Source organism: Bradyrhizobium sp. BR 10261 (genome assembly GCF_019455395.1).
Classification (GTDB): domain Bacteria; phylum Pseudomonadota; class Alphaproteobacteria; order Rhizobiales; family Xanthobacteraceae; genus Bradyrhizobium; species Bradyrhizobium manausense.
The window spans coordinates 75260-92743 of record NZ_JACOFQ010000030.1; the positions used below are offsets into that span (position 1 = coordinate 75260).

General features: G+C 64.3%; 20 protein-coding genes and 2 tRNA genes. 9 read left to right on the forward strand and 13 right to left on the reverse strand.

The window, feature by feature from the left end:
* Position 1: 1 nt before the first annotated feature.
* Genes nuoG through HYH07_RS28895 form a run of 9 tightly spaced genes read right to left on the reverse strand, consistent with a single transcriptional unit; the run spans position 2 to position 7980 of the window.
* The gene (gene nuoG, locus HYH07_RS28855) at positions 2-2077 is read right to left on the reverse strand and encodes an NADH-quinone oxidoreductase subunit NuoG (protein WP_220005639.1); all 2076 of its coding nucleotides are present in this window, start codon (positions 2075-2077) and stop codon (positions 2-4) included.
* A gap of 5 nt (positions 2078-2082) precedes the next feature.
* Positions 2083-3408, reverse strand: a complete 1326-nt coding sequence (nuoF, locus tag HYH07_RS28860; protein ID WP_220005640.1) for an NADH-quinone oxidoreductase subunit NuoF — start codon at positions 3406-3408, stop codon at positions 2083-2085.
* Positions 3409-3423: 15 nt separating this feature from the next.
* Positions 3424-3627, reverse strand: a complete 204-nt coding sequence (locus HYH07_RS28865; RefSeq protein WP_220005641.1) for a hypothetical protein — start codon at positions 3625-3627, stop codon at positions 3424-3426.
* Positions 3627-4238, reverse strand: coding sequence for an NADH-quinone oxidoreductase subunit NuoE (gene nuoE, locus HYH07_RS28870; RefSeq protein ID WP_212232502.1), 612 nt, complete (start codon positions 4236-4238; stop codon positions 3627-3629). Before nuoE ends, HYH07_RS28865 begins: the two co-directional genes overlap by 1 nt.
* 11 nt (positions 4239-4249) lie before the next feature.
* Positions 4250-5212, reverse strand: a complete 963-nt coding sequence (locus tag HYH07_RS28875) for an FkbM family methyltransferase (protein ID WP_220005642.1) — start codon at positions 5210-5212, stop codon at positions 4250-4252.
* On the reverse strand, positions 5212-6408 hold the full coding sequence (locus HYH07_RS28880; RefSeq protein WP_220005643.1) for an NADH-quinone oxidoreductase subunit D: 1197 nt from the start codon (positions 6406-6408) through the stop codon (positions 5212-5214). Before HYH07_RS28880 ends, HYH07_RS28875 begins: the two co-directional genes overlap by 1 nt.
* A gap of 2 nt (positions 6409-6410) precedes the next feature.
* Positions 6411-7025 carry an NADH-quinone oxidoreductase subunit C gene (locus tag HYH07_RS28885; RefSeq protein WP_220005644.1) on the reverse strand — a complete coding sequence of 205 codons (615 nt, stop codon included), beginning with the start codon at positions 7023-7025 and terminating at the stop codon, positions 6411-6413.
* 11 nt (positions 7026-7036) lie between these two features.
* On the reverse strand, positions 7037-7624 hold the full coding sequence (locus tag HYH07_RS28890; RefSeq protein ID WP_220005645.1) for an NADH-quinone oxidoreductase subunit B family protein: 588 nt from the start codon (positions 7622-7624) through the stop codon (positions 7037-7039).
* Positions 7615-7980, reverse strand: coding sequence for an NADH-quinone oxidoreductase subunit A (locus HYH07_RS28895; protein WP_092290902.1), 366 nt, complete (start codon positions 7978-7980; stop codon positions 7615-7617). The genes HYH07_RS28890 and HYH07_RS28895 overlap by 10 nt, the downstream gene beginning before the upstream one ends.
* Positions 7981-8142: 162 nt before the next feature.
* Between HYH07_RS28895 and HYH07_RS28900 the strand changes: the two genes are divergently transcribed.
* Positions 8143-8382: a hypothetical protein gene (locus HYH07_RS28900; RefSeq protein WP_220005646.1), complete on the forward strand. Its 240-nt coding sequence runs from the start codon at positions 8143-8145 to the stop codon at positions 8380-8382.
* 133 nt (positions 8383-8515) lie between these two features.
* On the opposite strand, the gene HYH07_RS28905 is transcribed toward HYH07_RS28900, so the two are convergent.
* On the reverse strand, positions 8516-9031 hold the full coding sequence (locus HYH07_RS28905) for a MarR family winged helix-turn-helix transcriptional regulator (protein ID WP_220005647.1): 516 nt from the start codon (positions 9029-9031) through the stop codon (positions 8516-8518).
* Between the two features lie 196 nt (positions 9032-9227).
* Between HYH07_RS28905 and HYH07_RS28910 the strand changes: the two genes are divergently transcribed.
* Together HYH07_RS28910 and HYH07_RS36640 are read left to right on the forward strand one after the other, a co-directional pair.
* Complete coding sequence (locus tag HYH07_RS28910; RefSeq protein ID WP_220005648.1) at positions 9228-10418, forward strand: aromatic ring-hydroxylating dioxygenase subunit alpha; 1191 nt, start codon at positions 9228-9230, stop codon at positions 10416-10418.
* Positions 10419-10436: 18 nt separating this feature from the next.
* Complete coding sequence (locus tag HYH07_RS36640) at positions 10437-10562, forward strand: hypothetical protein (RefSeq protein WP_283842858.1); 126 nt, start codon at positions 10437-10439, stop codon at positions 10560-10562.
* Here HYH07_RS36640 and HYH07_RS28915 read toward each other — a convergent pair.
* Entirely contained in the window at positions 10549-11412 is an 864-nt protein-coding gene (locus tag HYH07_RS28915) for an alpha/beta fold hydrolase (protein ID WP_220005649.1), read from the reverse strand. The two genes, HYH07_RS36640 and HYH07_RS28915, sit on opposite strands and share 14 nt — an antisense overlap.
* A gap of 216 nt (positions 11413-11628) precedes the next feature.
* On the opposite strand from HYH07_RS28915, the gene HYH07_RS28920 reads away from it, so the two are divergent.
* The 4 genes from HYH07_RS28920 to pepT all read left to right on the forward strand — a co-directional run bounded on the left by HYH07_RS28920 (position 11629) and on the right by pepT (position 13931).
* Complete coding sequence (locus HYH07_RS28920; RefSeq protein WP_220005650.1) at positions 11629-11832, forward strand: hypothetical protein; 204 nt, start codon at positions 11629-11631, stop codon at positions 11830-11832.
* Between the two features lie 156 nt (positions 11833-11988).
* A tRNA-Asp gene (locus tag HYH07_RS28925) sits at positions 11989-12065 on the forward strand.
* Positions 12066-12265: 200 nt separating this feature from the next.
* On the forward strand, positions 12266-12565 hold the full coding sequence (locus tag HYH07_RS28930; protein ID WP_220005651.1) for an HU family DNA-binding protein: 300 nt from the start codon (positions 12266-12268) through the stop codon (positions 12563-12565).
* A 118-nt stretch (positions 12566-12683) separates the two neighbouring features.
* Positions 12684-13931, forward strand: coding sequence for a peptidase T (pepT, locus tag HYH07_RS28935; RefSeq protein ID WP_220005652.1), 1248 nt, complete (start codon positions 12684-12686; stop codon positions 13929-13931).
* A 9-nt stretch (positions 13932-13940) separates the two neighbouring features.
* Here pepT and HYH07_RS28940 read toward each other — a convergent pair whose 3' ends face one another.
* Positions 13941-14834 carry a hypothetical protein gene (locus HYH07_RS28940; protein ID WP_220005653.1) on the reverse strand — a complete coding sequence of 298 codons (894 nt, stop codon included), beginning with the start codon at positions 14832-14834 and terminating at the stop codon, positions 13941-13943.
* A gap of 415 nt (positions 14835-15249) precedes the next feature.
* On the opposite strand from HYH07_RS28940, the gene HYH07_RS28945 reads away from it, so the two are divergent.
* Entirely contained in the window at positions 15250-16227 is a 978-nt protein-coding gene (locus HYH07_RS28945; protein WP_220005654.1) for a cation diffusion facilitator family transporter, read from the forward strand.
* Positions 16228-16352: 125 nt separating this feature from the next.
* Here HYH07_RS28945 and HYH07_RS28950 read toward each other — a convergent pair whose 3' ends face one another.
* Positions 16353-17213, reverse strand: coding sequence for a class I SAM-dependent methyltransferase (locus HYH07_RS28950; RefSeq protein ID WP_220005655.1), 861 nt, complete (start codon positions 17211-17213; stop codon positions 16353-16355).
* Between the two features lie 129 nt (positions 17214-17342).
* Here HYH07_RS28950 and HYH07_RS28955 point away from each other — a divergent pair.
* A tRNA-Val gene (locus tag HYH07_RS28955) sits at positions 17343-17419 on the forward strand.
* Positions 17420-17484: the final 65 nt, after the last annotated feature.

The following is a 17484-nucleotide window of genomic DNA, read 5'->3' on the forward strand; positions in this document are numbered from 1 at the left end:
CTCACTCCGCTGCGGTCAGCATCTGCCCGGAGGCAAGCCGCGAGCATTCCGCCATCACGGCGGACGCACGCGCGATTGGGTTGGTCAAATAGAAGTCCTCGATGACAGGCTTGAACGGCGCCTTCTCGGGCGAGCCGCCCTTCCCCGCCAGCTTCTTGATCTGGTCGGCGGAGCCGGCTTCGATCTGGTCGAGACGGATCAGATGCGGCACGGCCTTGAAGATCGCCTGGCGCAGCGCGCTAAGGGAGTCATAGCCGAGCTTCTTGCCGAGCGCCTCCGAGAGCGCACGGATGATCGCCCAGTCCTCGCGGGCTTCGCCGGGCGGGAACGCGGCGCGACCGGTCATCTGCACGCGACCTTCGGTGTTGACGTAGATCGCCGATTTCTCGGTGTAGGCGGCCGCCGGCAGGATCACGTCGGCGCGGTGCGCGCCACGGTCGCCATGGGTGCCGATGTAGACGACGAAAGTGCCGTCCGGCGCCTTGATCTCGTCGGCGCCGAGCAGGAACAAGAGGTCCAGCGTGCCGAACGTCGTCATCTGCGCGGCGTTCAGCCCGCCCGGACCGGCGACGAAGCCGATGTCGAGCGCGCCGACCCGCGAAGCGGTCTCGTGCAGCACGCCAAAGCCGTTCCAGCCGTCCTTGACCGCGCCCACGTCGAGCGCGAGCTTGGCGGCGGCAGCCAGAATGGCGGCGCCGTCGTGACGAGCGGCCGCGCCTGCGCCAACGAGAATGATCGGGTTCTTGGCGTTCTTCAGCACGTCCATGAAGGAGTGCTTGCCGGCGGCGAGCTCCCCGAGCGTCTCGGTGCCTGCGCCGAGATGGTCATAGTCATAGGTGAGATCGGCCTTGGTGCCGATCACGCCGACCTTGAAGCCGCCGGCGCGCCAGCGCTTGCGGATGCGGGCGTTGAACACGGCCGCCTCCTTGCGCGGATTGGCGCCGATGATGAGCAGCGCATCGGCCTGCTCGACACCTGCCAGCGTCGGGTTGAAGATGTAGGAGCCGCGGCCGAGCGCGGGATCGAAGGCGTCACCGCCCTGCACCGCCAGGTTGGCCGAGCCGAATTTGGCGAGCAGATCCTTCAGCGCGAACATCTCTTCGACGCCGGCGAGATCGCCAGCGATCGCGCCGATGCGCTTGCCGTCGGTGCGCGCCGCCTTGGAGGCGATCGCCGCAAAGGCTTCCGGCCAGCTCGCCGCGCGCAGCTTGCCGGCTTCGCGGATATAGGGCCGGTCGAGGCGCTGGGTGCGCAGACCGTCGACGATGTGGCGGGTCTTGTCGGAGATCCACTCTTCGTTCACGGCCTCGTTGATGCGCGGCAGCACGCGCATCACTTCACGGCCGCGGGTGTCGACGCGGATCGCCGAGCCCAAGCCGTCCATGACGTCGATCGACTGCGTCTTGCCGAGCTCCCAGGGACGCGCAGCGAAAGCATAAGGTTTAGAGGTCAGTGCGCCGACCGGGCAGATGTCGACGAGATTGCCTTGCAGCTCCGACGTCAGCGCGTGCTCGAGATAGGTCGTGATCTCCATGTCCTCGCCGCGCCCCGTCGCGCCCATTTCTGGGGCGCCGGCAACTTCCGCCGAGAAGCGGACGCAGCGCGTGCACTGGATGCAGCGGTTCATCGAGGTCTTGACCAGCGCGCCAAGATACTTGTCCTCGACCGCGCGCTTGTTCTCGGCGAAGCGGCTGGTGTCGACACCATAGCCCATCGCCTGGTCCTGCAGGTCGCACTCGCCGCCCTGGTCGCAGATCGGGCAGTCCAGCGGATGGTTGATCAGAAGGAATTCCATTACGCCTTCGCGTGCCTTCTTCACCATCGGCGAACGCGTGGAAATCTCCGGCGGCTCGCCCTTCGGGCCCGGACGACAGTCACGCACGCCCCAGGCGCAGGATGCGACCGGCTTCGGGCCGCCCTTCACCTCGACGAGGCACATCCGGCAATTGCCGGCGATCGACAGGCGCTCGTGGTAGCAGAAGCGCGGAATCTCGGCGCCGGCCGCCTCGCACGCCTGAAGCAGCGTGTAATCGGCGGGGACATCGATCTCTTTGCCGTCGATGATGAGCTTGGTCATTCTCTCTACTCCGCCGCGACCATGTTCACGGGATCGCGGACGCCGGCATCGTCGATGTCGGCCCTGTGCGAATACTGGTCGATGCGCGCTTCGATCTCGTGACGGAAGTGCGTGATCAGGCCCTGGATCGGCCAGGCGGCTGCATCGCCGAGCGCGCAGATGGTGTGGCCCTCGATCTGTTTTGTCACCTCGAGCAGCATGTCGATTTCGCGCTTATGCGCGCGGCCTTCAGCCATGCGGGTCAAGACGCGCCACATCCACCCCGTGCCTTCGCGGCACGGCGTGCACTGGCCGCAGCTCTCATGCTTGTAGAAATAGGAGATGCGGGCGATGGCGCGGATCAAATCGGTCGACTTGTCCATCACGATCACGGCCGCGGTGCCGAGACCCGAGCGCAGCTTGCTCAGGCTGTCGAAATCCATCGGCGTGTCGATGATCTGCTCGGCCGGCACCATGCGCACCGACGAGCCGCCCGGGATCACGGCCTTGAGGTTGTCCCAGCCGCCGCGAATGCCGCCGCAATGCTTGTCGATCAGCTCACGGAACGGAATGCCCATGGCCTCTTCGACGTTGCAGGGCCGCTCGACATGACCGGAGATGCAGAACAGCTTGGTGCCGACATTGTTCGGACGGCCGATGCCGGCGAACCAGGCCGCGCCGCGGCGCAGGATGTCCGGCGCAACGGCGATGGACTCGACGTTGTTGACGGTGGTCGGGCAGCCGAACAGGCCAACATTGGCCGGGAACGGCGGCTTCAGGCGCGGCTGGCCCTTCTTGCCTTCGAGGCTTTCGAGCAGCGCGGTCTCCTCGCCGCAGATATAGGCACCGGCGCCGTGCGCGACGTAGAGGTCGAAAGGCCAGCCGTTGACGTTGTCCTTGCCGATCAGCTTGGCCTCATAGGCCTGGTCGATCGCGGCCTGCAGGCGCTCGCGCTCGCGGATGAACTCGCCGCGGACATAGATGTAGCAGGCATGCGCGTTCATCGCGAAGCTCGCGATCAGGCAGCCCTCGACCAGCAGATGCGGATCGTGCCGCATGATCTCGCGGTCCTTGCAGGTGCCGGGCTCGGATTCGTCGGCGTTGACGACGAGATAGCTCGGACGGCCGTCGGTGGATTCCTTCGGCATGAAGGACCACTTCAGACCGGTCGGGAAGCCGGCGCCGCCACGGCCGCGCAGCCCCGAGGCCTTCATCTCGTTGATGATCCAGTCGCGGCCCTTGTCGATGATGTTCTTGGTGCCATCCCAGGCGCCGCGGCGCCGCGCGCCCTCGAGCCCCCAATCGTGGAGGCCGTAGAGGTTCTTGAAGATACGGTCCTTGTCCTCGAGCATATCAGTGCTTTCCGATCAACGGTTGGCCTGCTTGTAGGCAAGCCCGGCGGCGCAGACGGCGAAGGTCAGCGCCCAGAGCAGACTGGTTTCCTGCGTCGCGTTCATCACGAAGCGCTGCAGCAGGAACATGAAGGTGGCGGCGAGCGCGGCGTGCATGGCGATGAAGCCAACTTTCTTCACGGCTTCGCTCCCCCTGATCGCCTTGGACGGAAGACCCATCAGGAGGTCTCCTTCAGCGTGGTCGGCCCGCCCATCGGTGCGGAGAACTGGCGGCCGTTCTGCGGGCCGGGCTTGGGCGGGTTGCCCGAGGCAAAGCCGTCGAGCACTTTGCCAAAGCTTTCCGCGGTCAGGTCCTCATAGGTGTCCTTGCCGATCAGCACCATCGGCGCGTTCACGCAGGCCCCGAGGCACTCCACCTCTTCCCAGCTGAAATTGCCGTCCTTGGAGAGGTGGAAGGGATCGTGATGGATCCGGCTCTCGCAGACATGGATCAAATCTTCGGCACCGCGCAACCGGCACGGCGTGGTGCCGCAGACCTGGACGTGGGCCTTCTTACCGACCGGTGCGAGCTGGAACATCGTGTAGAAGGTCGCGACCTCGAGCACGCGGATATAGGGCATGTCGAGCAGGTCGGCGACGGCGCGGATCGCGGCTTCCGACACCCAGCCCTCGTGCTGTTCCTGGACGCGCCAGAGAATGGCGATGACGGCCGAGGCCTGGCGTCCGGCCGGATATTTCGCGATCTGCTGCTTGGCGAACGCGAGGTTCTCCTCCGTGAACGTAAAGCTCGCGGGCTGGACTTCCTTCGGTGCTAATCGGCGAACGGACATCTCTTAATCTCTCACTGCATACGGCGCGCGTTTTTGGCGTTCAGGGCATCGATCCTGTCCTGCCAGAACGCGCTTGCGGTGCCGAAAACGTTGTAGCCGACATGGGTCGAGACCTTGATGCGGTCGAGGATCGACAGCTCGGTCACGGTCTCCAGCCGGTTGGTGCGCGGATCGAGCACGATCAGCTTCAAGGGGGTTTGTTCGAGGATGTAGCGCGACACCGCATGCGAGCGGTCGCTGCCGTGCTCCTCGCAGATGATGACGCTGTCGGTCTGAAGCAGGCGGGCGCCGCCCTTGATCGCCTCGATCTCGACGCCCTCGACGTCGAGCTTGATCAGGTATTTGCCAGTCGCAGCAACCTTGCCGTCGTCGATCAGGTCGTCGAGCGCAAGGACGGGCACTTCTTCACCGCCAGCCGCTGCGGCGCCGGCGATGCTGAAGGCTTCGTGCTTGGTGCCTGACAAACGCGCGGTGCCGCGGGCAGCGCCGATCGCGCACTTCATGGTCTCGAAGCGATTGCCGTTGATACGGGCATTGTTGGCAAGCTTCGGATAGTTCTGGCCCGACGGCTCGATCGCGATCGCCTTGTGCGCGCCGAACGGCCTGCTCGATACCAGCACCGACCAGTAGCCGTAATTGGCGCCGCAATCGATCAACGTGTAGTCGACGTCGATGGAGTCGGTGAACAACAGCTCCAGCTCGTCCTCGTAGCAATAGGTACGGTTGAGCAGCTTGCTCCAATAGCCATCGCCGTAAGGAAATTCGAACACCGCGTCCGGGTTGAGCTTGATGGCGATGTTGCGCTCGGGCAGCGTTTTCCGCAGCAAATTCGCGCAGGCGATGTAGCCCATGTGCGAGAAATGCGAGGAGATCTTCGATCCCGTCACCAGCGCCAAGGCAGCCGTCCGCTCCCACAGGTTGGCCCCTTCAAGGGCCCCCGAGGCACGGTCAAACTGGATTGGCGCCTGCGCCATCACCGATCGACCTCTCCGAACACGATGTCGAGCGAGCCGAGAATGGCCGAGACGTCAGCGAGCAGATGGCCGCGGCAGATGTGGTCCATCGCCTGGAGATGGGCGAAGCCCGGCGCGCGGATCTTGCACTTGTAGGGCTTGTTGGTGCCGTCGGAGACGAGATAGACGCCGAACTCGCCCTTCGGCGCCTCGACCGCGGCGTAGACCTCGCCCTCCGGCACGCGCACGCCTTCGGTGTAGAGCTTGAAGTGATGGATCAGCGCTTCCATCGAGCGCTTCATCTCGCCACGGCGGGGCGGTGCGACCTTGTTGTCTTCGACGACAACGGGCCCCTTGCCGTCAGGCGCGTTCAGCTTCTGGATGCACTGCTTCATGATGCGCACGGCCTGACGCATCTCTTCCATGCGGATCAGGTAGCGGTCGTAGCAGTCGCCGTTCTTGCCGATCGGAATGTCGAAATCCATCTCGGCGTAGCACTCATAGGGCTGCGACTTGCGCAGGTCCCAGGCCGCGCCCGAGCCGCGCACCATCACGCCCGAAAAACCCCACTCCCAGGCTTCCTTCAGCGGCACCACGCCGATGTCGACGTTGCGCTGCTTGAAGATGCGGTTGGCGGTAAGGAGGCGATCGAGATCGTCCACGACCTTCAGGAACGGATCGCACCAGGCCTCGATATCGTCGACCAGCTTCTGCGGCAGGTCCTGATGCACGCCGCCGACGCGGAAGAAGGCTGCATGCATACGGCTGCCCGAGGCGCGCTCGTAGAACACCATCAGCTTCTCGCGCTCTTCAAAACCCCACAGCGGCGGGGTCAGCGCGCCGACGTCCATCGCCTGCGTGGTGACGTTGAGAAGATGCGAGAGAATGCGGCCGATCTCGCAATAGAGCACGCGGATCAGCTGGCCGCGGCGCGGCACCTCGATGCCCAGCAGCTTTTCGGCGGCCAGGCAGAAGGCGTGCTCCTGGTTCATCGGCGCGACGTAGTCGAGCCGGTCGAAATACGGGATCGCCTGGAGATAGGTCTTCTGCTCGATCAGCTTCTCCGTGCCACGATGCAGAAGTCCAATGTGCGGATCGACGCGTGCGACCACCTCACCATCCAATTCGAGCACAAGACGCAGAACGCCGTGTGCCGCCGGATGCTGCGGCCCAAAGTTGATCGTAAAGTTGCGAAGCTGTTCGGGTTGCTCGTTCATGATCAGACCTTCGGCCCTGCTTTTTCATCCCCCGGAAGGACCGGATAATCGGCGCCTTCCCACGGAGACAAAAAGTCGAACTTGCGGAATTCCTGGTTGAGCCTCACAGGCTCGTACACCACGCGCTTCTCCTGGTCGTCGTAGCGGACCTCGAGGAAGCCGGTCAGCGGGAAATCCTTGCGCAGCGGATGCCCCTCGAAGCCGTAATCGGTGAGGATGCGGCGCATGTCGGGATGACCGACGAAGAACACGCCGTAGAGGTCGTAGGCCTCGCGCTCGAACCAGTCGGCGCCGGGGAACACCTCGATCAGCGACGGCACCTGCGTGGTCTCGTCGGCCTGGGCCTTGAGGCGGATGCGGGTGTTCAGGGTCGGTGACAGGAAGTGATAGATCACGTCGAAACGCTTCTCGCGCGACGGATAGTCGGTCGCCGTGATGTCGGTGAAGTTGACGAAACGGCAGTTCGGATCGTCGCGGAGGTACTTGACCACCTCGACGATCTTGCTGACCTCGACATCAACCGTGAGTTGGTTGAAGGCCACCTGATAACCGGTGGCGGCCCCCGGAAGCGCGCTCACGATCGTCTGCCCCAGGGCGTCGAGCTTGGCGTCGTCCATGACGTAAAACCTTAGCGTTCGATGGTGCCGATGCGGCGGATCTTCTTCTGCAGCAGCAGCACGCCGTAGAGCAGCGCTTCCGCCGTGGGCGGACAGCCCGGCACGTAGATGTCGATCGGCACGATGCGGTCGCAGCCGCGCACGACCGAGTAGGAATAGTGATAATAGCCGCCGCCATTGGCGCAGGAGCCCATCGAGATGACATAGCGGGGCTCGGGCATCTGGTCATAGACCTTGCGCAGCGCCGGCGCCATCTTGTTGGTCAGCGTGCCCGCGACGATCATCACGTCGGACTGGCGCGGCGAGGCACGCGGCGCAAAGCCGAACCGCTCGACGTCATAACGCGGCATCGACACCTGCATCATCTCGACCGCGCAGCAGGCGAGACCGAAGGTCATCCACATCAGGGAGCCGGTGCGCGCCCAGGTGATGAGATCGTCGGTCGCAGCCGTGAAGAAGCCCTTGTCGGACAGCTCGGAATTGACCTCGAGGAAGAACGGATCATTGGCCCCGACCGGCTTGCCGGTCGACGGATCCAGAATGCCCTTCGGGGCCGGCGCGATCGCCGGACCCGAGGACGATACAGGGTTCAATCCCATTCGAGTGCGCCTTTCTTCCATTCATAGGCGAAGCCCACCGTCAGCACGGCGAGGAACACCAGCATGGACCAGAAGCCGGTCGCGCCAAGCTTGCCGAACGCCACCGCCCAGGGAAACAGGAACGCCACCTCGAGGTCGAAGATGATGAAGAGGATCGCGACCAGATAGAAGCGGACGTCGAACTTCATGCGGGCATCGTCGAAGGCGTTGAAACCGCACTCATACGCCGACAGCTTTTCCGGGTCCGGCTGCTGGAACGCCACGATGAAGGGCGCGATCAGGAGCACCAGGCCGATGATGGCCGCTACCCCTATAAAGACGACGAGTGGAAGATAGTTCTGTAGAATGCCGCTCATTGACGAGCCCTTTTTCCCGCAGCCTCGGGACAGCCACGGATTCGTCCGATTTGGAATTATTCTGAGCCTTAGCGCAGTGCACCAATGGGCGCAAGACACGCTCTTTTCAGGCCCTTTGCTGCTCCCAGACCGGTGGAATCCCGGAATCACCCCGCGGCTGGTATGAAGCAGATCGCCGGACGCGACAAGGGCGGCGAAAGCTTTGCAGGGCAGCTGTTCTGGGATTGCGGCGGACCGCCCGCGCCCCGCTATTTGCCGCCGATCGTCGGAGAAAATGGCCTGATTTTTTTGGCTGCCGCGACGCACCCAACGCAGCCAATGACCGCGATCGGGGCCCAGACTGTTACCCGGGCGACATACTGGATCATATTCCCCCGAGCAGTGCAGCCAACAGACCCGTGATGGTCGCGGCCGCGAGCAGGCCTGGTACCGCAAGGACGCGTATCCACAGCCGCACGCGGTCAGGCGAGCCATGCATCATGACGGGGCCGAGCCTTGTCTGGCGAATGCGTCATGTCCGGAGATGACCGAACGATCAGCGCGCATCCTTCTCGGCCTCGAGCATCGCCTCCGCGGTCGCGGTGAGACGATCGATCTGAGCGAGCAGCGTCTCGAGCTCGTCCTTGCTCAATTCCGCCAGCAGCATCCGGTTGCGCTCCTGCGCGCCTTCGACGATCACATCATGCGCGGCGAGGCCGGCCGGCGTCAGCGACACCAGCACCTCGCGGCTATCCCTGGGATTTGCCGACTTCTCGATCAGCTTGCGCGCGACGAGCTCCGCCAGTGCACGGCTGATCTGGCCCTTGTCCTGGCCGACGGCTTCGGCGAGCCGCGCCACGCTCATCGGCGGCCGCCGGCCAAGCGAGGCGACCAGGCCGAACTCGACCGACGACAACCCAGCGAGACGCTTGTAGCGCAGGATGGCACCGCGCTTGAGCAGATTGGCAAGCACGATCACCCGCGACGACAGCATCAGGGTGATCGGGGCCGGCGAATGATTGTCGTCCGTGTCGGACGATGCACGCCCGTCCCTGCTCACTGTCTGGCTCATGGCTCACCTCTGCCAAGAAAGCCAGGACGTGCCAAGTGGTCGTAGAGCCTTGGTAGCGCAACCTCTGCAATCTGTTCCGAATGCGACCGGGAGGTCTCCTTGGACGATCGTTGACATTGTCATCTAATTATTTTCCATTGTGTCAACGCACTGAAACGACTGGGCCTGCCCAAGGGCTGCGGCGGGAGGAACCAGCATGACGATCACCCAGCGCGATCGCGATCTCGGCACCGCCTATGCGATGAAGCCGGCGCAGACGCGCACCGAGCTCACTTCGGTCGTACGCGGCACGCCGATGGGCGAACTGCTGCGCCGCTACTGGCATCCGATCGGGCTCACCGGCGATGCCACCGACAAGCCGAAGAAAGTCCGCGCGCTCGGCGAAGATTTGATCCTGTTCCGCGACAAGCACGGCCGCGCCGGCCTGCTCCACGCGCGCTGCTGCCACCGCGGCACCACGCTCTATTACGGCAAGGTCGAGGAGGACGGCATCCGCTGCTGCTATCACGGCTGGAAGTTCGACACCGAGGGCCATTGCCTGGAGCAGCCGTGCGAGCCCGATGGCGGCCAGTTCAAGGACAAGGTGCGCCAGCCCTGGTATCCGGTCGCGGAACGTTACGGGCTGATCTTCGCCTATATGGGCCCGGCCGAGAAACGTCCGGTACTGCCGCGCTATGAGTGCCTCGAAAACATGGACGACGGCGAGTTCGTCGAGGCCGACGATTCATCGATCGGCGGCGGCGGACCGGCGATCATTCCCTGCAACTGGCTGCAGCATTTCGAGAACGTGGTCGATCCCTACCACGTGCCGGTGCTGCACGGCTCGTTTTCGGGGCCGCAATTCACCAACATGATGGCCTCGATGCCTGAGGTGACGTTCGACAAGACGCCGCGCGGCATCGCCGTTCGCTCGATCCGCAAGCAGGACGACGGCCGTGTGTTCTACCGCGTCACCGAAGCCGCCCTGCCCACGCTGCGCGTGGTGCCCAATCCGCGCGTGGCGCAATTCGCCCGCGTCGAGTCGATCGGCTGGACGCTGCCGATCGACGACACCTCGTTCCGCATCTATGTTGCCGGTCGCGTCAAGACATCCGGCGACATGGGCCGCATGCGCTCGAAGTTCAACGGCAAATTCTGGTGGGACATGACGGAGGAAGAGCACCAGCAATTCCCCGGCGACTACGAAGCCCAGGTCGGCCAGGGCCCGGTGACCGTTCATTCCGAGGAGCATTTCGGCCAGAGCGACCGCGGCATCCTGATGATCCGGCGCATGCTGGGCGAGCAGTTGGAAGCGACGGAAGCGGGCCGTGATCCGATCGGCGTGTCCTTCGATGCGAACATGCCGCCAATCGAGTTTGAAGCGGGGAATTACATCCGCGAAGGCTGACGCAGCCCATGATGGGCCATGCGCTATTTCCTGCTCTCCGCAGCGGTCACGACCACGCTCGGCGCGCTTCTGTTCATCTGGGCGGCGCGGACCATCCGCGCCGACATCGTCAGGGCGAGCCGAGCTTCTCTCAAGCCGCCATGAAGGCGAGCATGTCCGCAATCACCCGCTCGCCATGCGTCAGCGGCAGCGGATGCGGGCCGCCTTCGTAGACAACGAGCCTGCTGCCCTTGATCAGCTTTGCGGTCTTGGCCCCTGTCAACGGCAGCGGCGCGCTGGCATCCTTGTCGCCGTGGAGGATCAGCGTCGGGCGATCGATGCTGGCGGCAGCCGAGCGCAGATCGGAGAAGGAGATGGTCTTGCGGCATGCCAGCGCCACCGGCAGCGGCACGCGCATCATCATGTCGCGGATCCAGCTCCGCGTGATCTCCGGTGTCCCGGGCAGGAAGAATGGCGCCTCGTTCGCTGCGATCCATTTGGCGAAGTCGCGGGCGATGGCTGTGTGGCCGGCCTCGATCAGCTCCCTCGGCACCGCATCCGGATTGTCCTCGGTCTGGACCAGGAACGGCGTCGTCGGCGCGACCAGCACCAGCCTTGCGATCCGGTCCGAGCCATATCGTCGGAGATAGTTCACTGCCTCGACCGTCCCCATCGAGAAGCCGACCAGCGTGACGTCGCGCAGATCGCGGGCCTCGATCACCGCGGCGACGTCGTCGGTCAGGGTCTCCAAGTCATAACCCGTGGACGGCATCTCGGACCGGCCATGCCCGCGCCGGTCAGGCGCAACGCAACGAAAGCCCTTCGCCGTGAGAGCTTCGATGTGACTGCCCCAGATGCTGGCATCGAAGGTCCAGGCCGACAGCAGCAGCACCGGTTTTCCGTTGCCCCAGTCCTGCACGAACAGCCTGGTGCCGTCCCTGGCCGTCACATAGGGCGATCGCGCCGCCGGACGGGCGGTTTCGAGGAGCGAGGCTTGGATGGCTGGACGGTTCATGGGGCTTCTCCCTTGCCGGATGGTTCGCGGACGATGGAAGCGATCATGACGAGGGGATTACGCCCGCGCGATTACGCGGCAGGTAAGACTGCCCAGGGCGAAGCGGCGAAATGGGGAGAATGAAACCATTTTGCGGAACCCGCGAAACGATCCGGAAACAGATGATCCTTAAGACGTCAGCCTGCAGACGGCGCCAAAGCCCGTCGGGAGGCTTCGATGAACCACTCAATTCACTCTGCAGATCGGGGTACCCACCTGAAGATCGTGGTGGTGGCGTTGGTGGCCGGCATCGCAGTGGCCGCCTTCGGGATCGCAGCCCGCACCAATGCCGAATTCAGCCAGACCGCCCAGTCCACCCATGTGATCAAGGCCGGCAAGCCGGTGGCGATCACGAGTTCGAGGGCCTCCGAGATTCGCTGACACGCCCTATTCCGGGCTGACCAGAGGCCGCCGTCCGGCGGCCTTTTTCGTTTCCCAAAGCAATGCTTAGCCGAGATGCTCCGGCGCATCGCAACGTCCTTGACTTCACCAAGCCCCGCCTTTAAGTCCCCCCTCGTTCCGCGGACATCGCATCACGCGGGAGTAGCTCAGTTGGTTAGAGCGCCGGCCTGTCACGCCGGAGGTCGCGGGTTCGAGCCCCGTCTCTCGCGCCATTTTTGGCAATCCCTTCATCGTCTTAGATCGAAATTCTCGACGCCTTTCCCGACTGCGCCGGCTGTTCTCGGCACGCCGATGGAACCCTCGGCATAGTCAGCCCACGTCCGAATCGTCTACGCCTTCCGGGAACTTAGGGGATCCCCGCGCTTTTCCGGTTTTTCCGGGGCTTCCCTGGCAATCGAGGAGGCCAGACAGCATGGCGAAGAAGGCAGCCAGTCCCGTCACCATCACCCTCAAACACCTTGCAGCCGATATCGCGGAACGCCAGGACCTCTCCAAGAAGCACGCCGAGGCCGTCCTGACCGACATGGTCAACCTCGTCACCAAGCACCTGAAGAAGGGTGACCGCGTCCGCATCGTCGGGCTCGGCATTCTTCAGGTCCGCAAGCGCGCCGCCCGCACCGGCCGGAATCCGGCCACGGGCGAAGCCATCCACATCAAGGCCAGCAAGAAGGTCGCGTTCCGCCCGGTCAAGGAGCTGAAAGAGGCAATCTGAGCGCTTACGCCTCGTGAAGCCTGGTCCGGCGTCTCGCACGCCGCAACGCCGCCCGCTTTCTGGTATATTGATGCTTCCGAGCACCTGCTCCCCCACAGCCGCGGCGGTTCGACCAGAAATGTCCCTGACCTTTTCGCACACCGTGACCGAGCGCTTCCTGCGCTACGTCACCATCGACACCCAGTCGGATCCGAATTCCCCGGCCTCGCCATCGACCGAGAAGCAAAAGGATCTCGGCCGCGTTCTCGTGACAGAGCTGAAGGCCATGGGCATCGCCGACGCCCATCTCGACGATTACGGCTATGTCTACGCAACGATCCCGGCCAATACGACCAAGAAAGTGCCCGTGATCTGCTTCTGCTCACACATGGACACCTCGCCCGACGTCACCGGCAAGGACGTGAAGCCGCAGGTCGTGAAGAATTATCGCGGCGGCGACATCACGCTGCCGGGCGACACCAGCCAGGTGATCCGCTTCACCGAGCATCCCGCGCTGAAGCACCAGATCGGCAACGACATCATCACCACCGATGGCACCACGCTTCTGGGCGCCGACAACAAGGCCGGCGTCGCCGAGATCATGGATGCCGCGCATTTCTTCATCAACAACCCTGACGTGAAGCACGGCGCCATCAGGATCCTGTTCACGCCGGATGAAGAGATCGGCCGCGGCGTCGACAATGTCGACATCAAGAAGCTTGGCGCCGACTTCGGCTACACCATGGACGGCGAAAGCGCCGGCAGCGTCGAGGACGAGACGTTCTCGGCCGACGGCGCCACCATCACCATCACAGGCGTCAGCGCCCATCCTGGTTATGCCAAGGGCAAGATGGAGCACGCGATCAAGATCGCGGCGGCCATCATCGAGCGCCTGCCCAAAGAAGGCTGCTCGCCCGAGACCACCTCAGGCAAGCAGGGTTTCCTGCATCCGGTCGGCATCGAAGGAGCGCTGGAACAGGCGACCCTCTCCTTCATCGTCCGCGACTTCACCGAGGAAGGGCTGAAAGAAAAGGAGGCCCTGCTCGAGGCCATCGTCAAGGAGGTGATGAAGGATTACCCGCGCTCGACCTACAAGTTCGAGGTGCGCGAGCAGTACCGCAACATGAAGCAGGTGATCGATCGTTACCCGCACATCCTCGAATATGCCATCGAGGCAATCCGCAGGGCCGGCCTGCGTCCGATGCGGACGGCGATCCGCGGCGGCACCGACGGCTCGCGCCTCTCCTTCATGGGCCTGCCCTGTCCCAACATCTTCGCCGGCGAGCACGCCTTCCACTCGCGGCTGGAATGGGTGAGCCGGCAGGATATGGAGAAGGCGGTGCAGACCATCGTGCATCTGGCGATGATCTGGGAGGAGAAGGCTTGAGCCTTCTCCTTACGGCATCGTCATGGCGCGCCGGCCGCGATGGAAGCGGTTGGAGCTTGCCATCCAGCTCGGCAGCGGCTCGCCGTCGCGGTGCCGCCCGCCGGCGACGGCCGCGGCCCATGCCACGGCGGCGCCGATCAGGGCCGCAGCTGCAACCGAAAAGGCGACGATCACCGAATTGCGCCTGGCGCGGTTGATCGCCGCATGGGAGTCGACGATCGATGCATCGACGCGCCGCTCGGCATCCGGCGCACCCAATCCCGTCAGCGCAGCGACCTGCTGCACCAGATAAGCACGATCGTCGACGCTGATGCCGCTGTGGCTCGATGTGGTCATCAGAATGCGCCCGGCTTCGGCGCGGGCTTCCCGCATGTCAGTGTTAGGAGGTCGGCGTGGGGCGCGGAACAGCTTGTCGAGCTCGTAGCTGAGCAACGGTTCCGCGGCGGTCGCGTTGCCGGCTCCGCTGCGCATCGGCGACCGGTCGAGCGCCGCCGCGCCGATAATTGCCAGCAGCGCCGCACCGATCAGCACGGCCAACGCCCATGACGTCAGCCCGTGCAGTCCGTCGCGCCGTTCGCCGTCATCCTCGATGGTTGCCAGCGCCGGCGCCGGCCGAGCCGTGCGGCCGGCGATGTAGCCGCCGAAGCCAAAACTGATGATCGCCTGGATGATCAGATACAGTCCTGATAACAGCGCCAGCGCGGCCGAGGCATCGCGCCAGGTCGGCGAGGCCGAGCTGACACCGAGGCCGATGGCCACGCCGAAGCTGACCAGAATGAACGACATTGCGCCCGCCGCAAAAGCGCCGGCGAGGACGGAGCTCCACTGGATGCTCCGCCTCTCCTCGGCGGCGATGAAGCCGCCTTCCATGACGTTGTCCTGCATGAGAGTTTCGATCGCCATAGCGGGTCTCTCAGCGCAGGCCGAAGAACGACAAGATCGCCATGATCACGACGATCAGGCCAATCAGATAGATCAGTCCGTCCATAGTCCCATCCTCCTCAAACGCTCCGGGGCGCTAATGTGGGGGAGCGGAGAACGTTCCTAAATTTTGCAGGCTGCCGGAACGAATTGACGAGACCTGAATTGTCTCCGCAAGTCCCAACGGATGAAGATTGTGAGCACAAGAGGCCTCAGCCGGTCAGCCCCGGGCTGGGGCCTTTTCGTTTGGCTGTGCGACATCAAGTTCCGAAGATCGGGCCCCCGATAGCGTCAACGGCAAGCCGCCGCCGGCGCTTGATCTGTTGTTCCGGCGTGACGGCACGAGCGAAACGCCTACAATGGCGGCTGGTTTGGCTCATGCGGGGGAGCGCCAGGTTTGGGTAGCCACGACCATCATGGTCATCACCACCATGACCACGGCCACGCGCCTGATCATGACCATGACCATTCGCACGGTCATGGTCACGCCCATGTCCATGCGCCCGCCAATTTCGGCAAGGCGTTCGCGATCGGCATCGCGCTCAACACCGCGCTGGTCGTGGCGGAGGCGGTCTATGGCTATATTGGCAATTCCACCGCCCTGCTTGCAGATGCCGGCCATAATCTGTCCGACGTGCTCGGCCTGGTCGTGGCCTGGGGCGCCTCGATCGCGGCGAAGCGCGCGCCGAGCGGCCGCTTCACCTACGGCTTCCGCGCCTCGACCATTCTGGCGGCGCTCGCCAATGCGGTGTTCCTGCTGGTCGCCACCGGCGCGATCGGCTGGGAGGCGATCCTGCGGCTGCGCGAGCCGGAGCCCATCGCAGGCGTCACCGTGATGGTGGTCGCCGGCATCGGCATCCTCATCAACGGCTTTACCGCCATGCTGTTTGCGAGCGGCCGCAAGGACGACATCAACATCGAGGGCGCCTATCTGCACATGGCCGCCGACGCCGCGGTCTCGCTCGGCGTCGTGGTCTCGGCGGCGTTGATCATCTGGACCGGCTGGCTCTGGCTCGACCCCGTCACCAGCCTCGCGATCTGCGCCAGCATCCTGTGGGGCACGACGAGCCTGCTGCGCGGTTCCATCGACATGTCAATGGCGGCCGCGCCCAGAGGCACCGACCTCGTTGCGATCAAGACATTCTTGCTGACACGACCGGGCGTCTCGGCGATCCACGATCTCCATGTCTGGCCGATCTCCACCACCGAGACCGCGCTGACATGTCATCTCGTGATGCCATCAGGCACCGCCGATGCGTTCCTGATGGAGACCGCGCAGCAGCTCAAGACGACCTTCCGCATCGGTCACACCACCCTTCAGGTCGAGACCCATCCGAACAATGGCTGCGCGCAGGCGCCGGATGATGTGGTGTGAGGGAGGCTCCATCAACACCGTCATTGCGAGCGCACCGAAGCAATCCAGAATTCCTCTGCAGAGACAGTCTGGTGCTTCGTCGCAAGGGCTCCTCGCAATGACGGTGGAGAGAGCGGTGGCCGCCCTTACCCCACCCTCGCCGTCACGATCCAGATCGCGCCCGGCAGCGCCACGTTCTGCCCCTTCAAGAACGGCGCCAGCGTCTCGCGGATCGACGCCTTGGCCGCCGCGACCGTCTCCGGCGGATGGCCCTGCAGTGCACGGCTTGCAGGACCGATCTGCAACGAGCCGTCGACGGCGGCGTCGAGCCCGCCGCCGATCGCGATGTCCATCGGCAGATTATGCGGCTCCATCGCCACGTCCGTGAAACCGGCGCCCTTGAGGATGCGCATCACGCGCTCCTCGGAAGCAAACGCGAACGGACCCGGCTCCTCCGGCCCGACCGGCGGCATCTTCGGCACGTGCTTGTAGACCGCCATCAGCGGCGCCATCATCCACGGATTTTCCTTCGGCTCGCGCCAGCAAACGAACGCAAGCCGTCCCGTCGGCTTGAGCGCCCGGCGAAGATTGGTGAAGGATGCAATCGGATCGGCAAAGAACATCACGCCGAAGCGCGAGGCGAGTAGATCGAAGCTCGCAGGCTCGAACGGGTACACCGTCGCATCCGCCAGCACGAAATCGAGCGGCAGGCCCTTCGGCGCGAACGCCCGCGCTTGCGACAGCATCGGCTCGGACACGTCGAGGCCAAGGGCGAAGCCGTCAGGTGCGACCGCTTTCGCGAATGCGAAGGTCGTCGCCCCCGAGCCGCAGCCAACGTCGAGAACGCGCTCGCCCGGTCTGGGCCTGGCGCGGTCGATCAGGACATCCGCGATCGGTCCGAGGAGGTTTTCTTGCGCCGCATGGCGATCGGCCCAGCGCTGCCCGCTCGGACCGTTCCAATAGGCGATCTGGTCGGCGTTCTGCTCGTGTCCGCTCGGTTGCTGCATTGGGGCCTCTGCCGTTTTCCAGGCGGGGTCATACCACGAGGGCCGCCGTTCAGGTGGGCAAATGGGCCCGGTTTATGACAAGGCCACCTCTTGCTCCGAGACCCGCTGGAGCGCTAAAGAGGCGCCGTGGGGCGGTTAGCTCAGCTGGTTAGAGCATCTCGTTTACACCGAGAGGGTCCGCGGTTCGAATCCGTGACCGCCCACCAGCCTTCGCTCTGTCCGGCCCTGACACATGGGTAACAGATTGTACCTGAGACATGGGTGACAACCT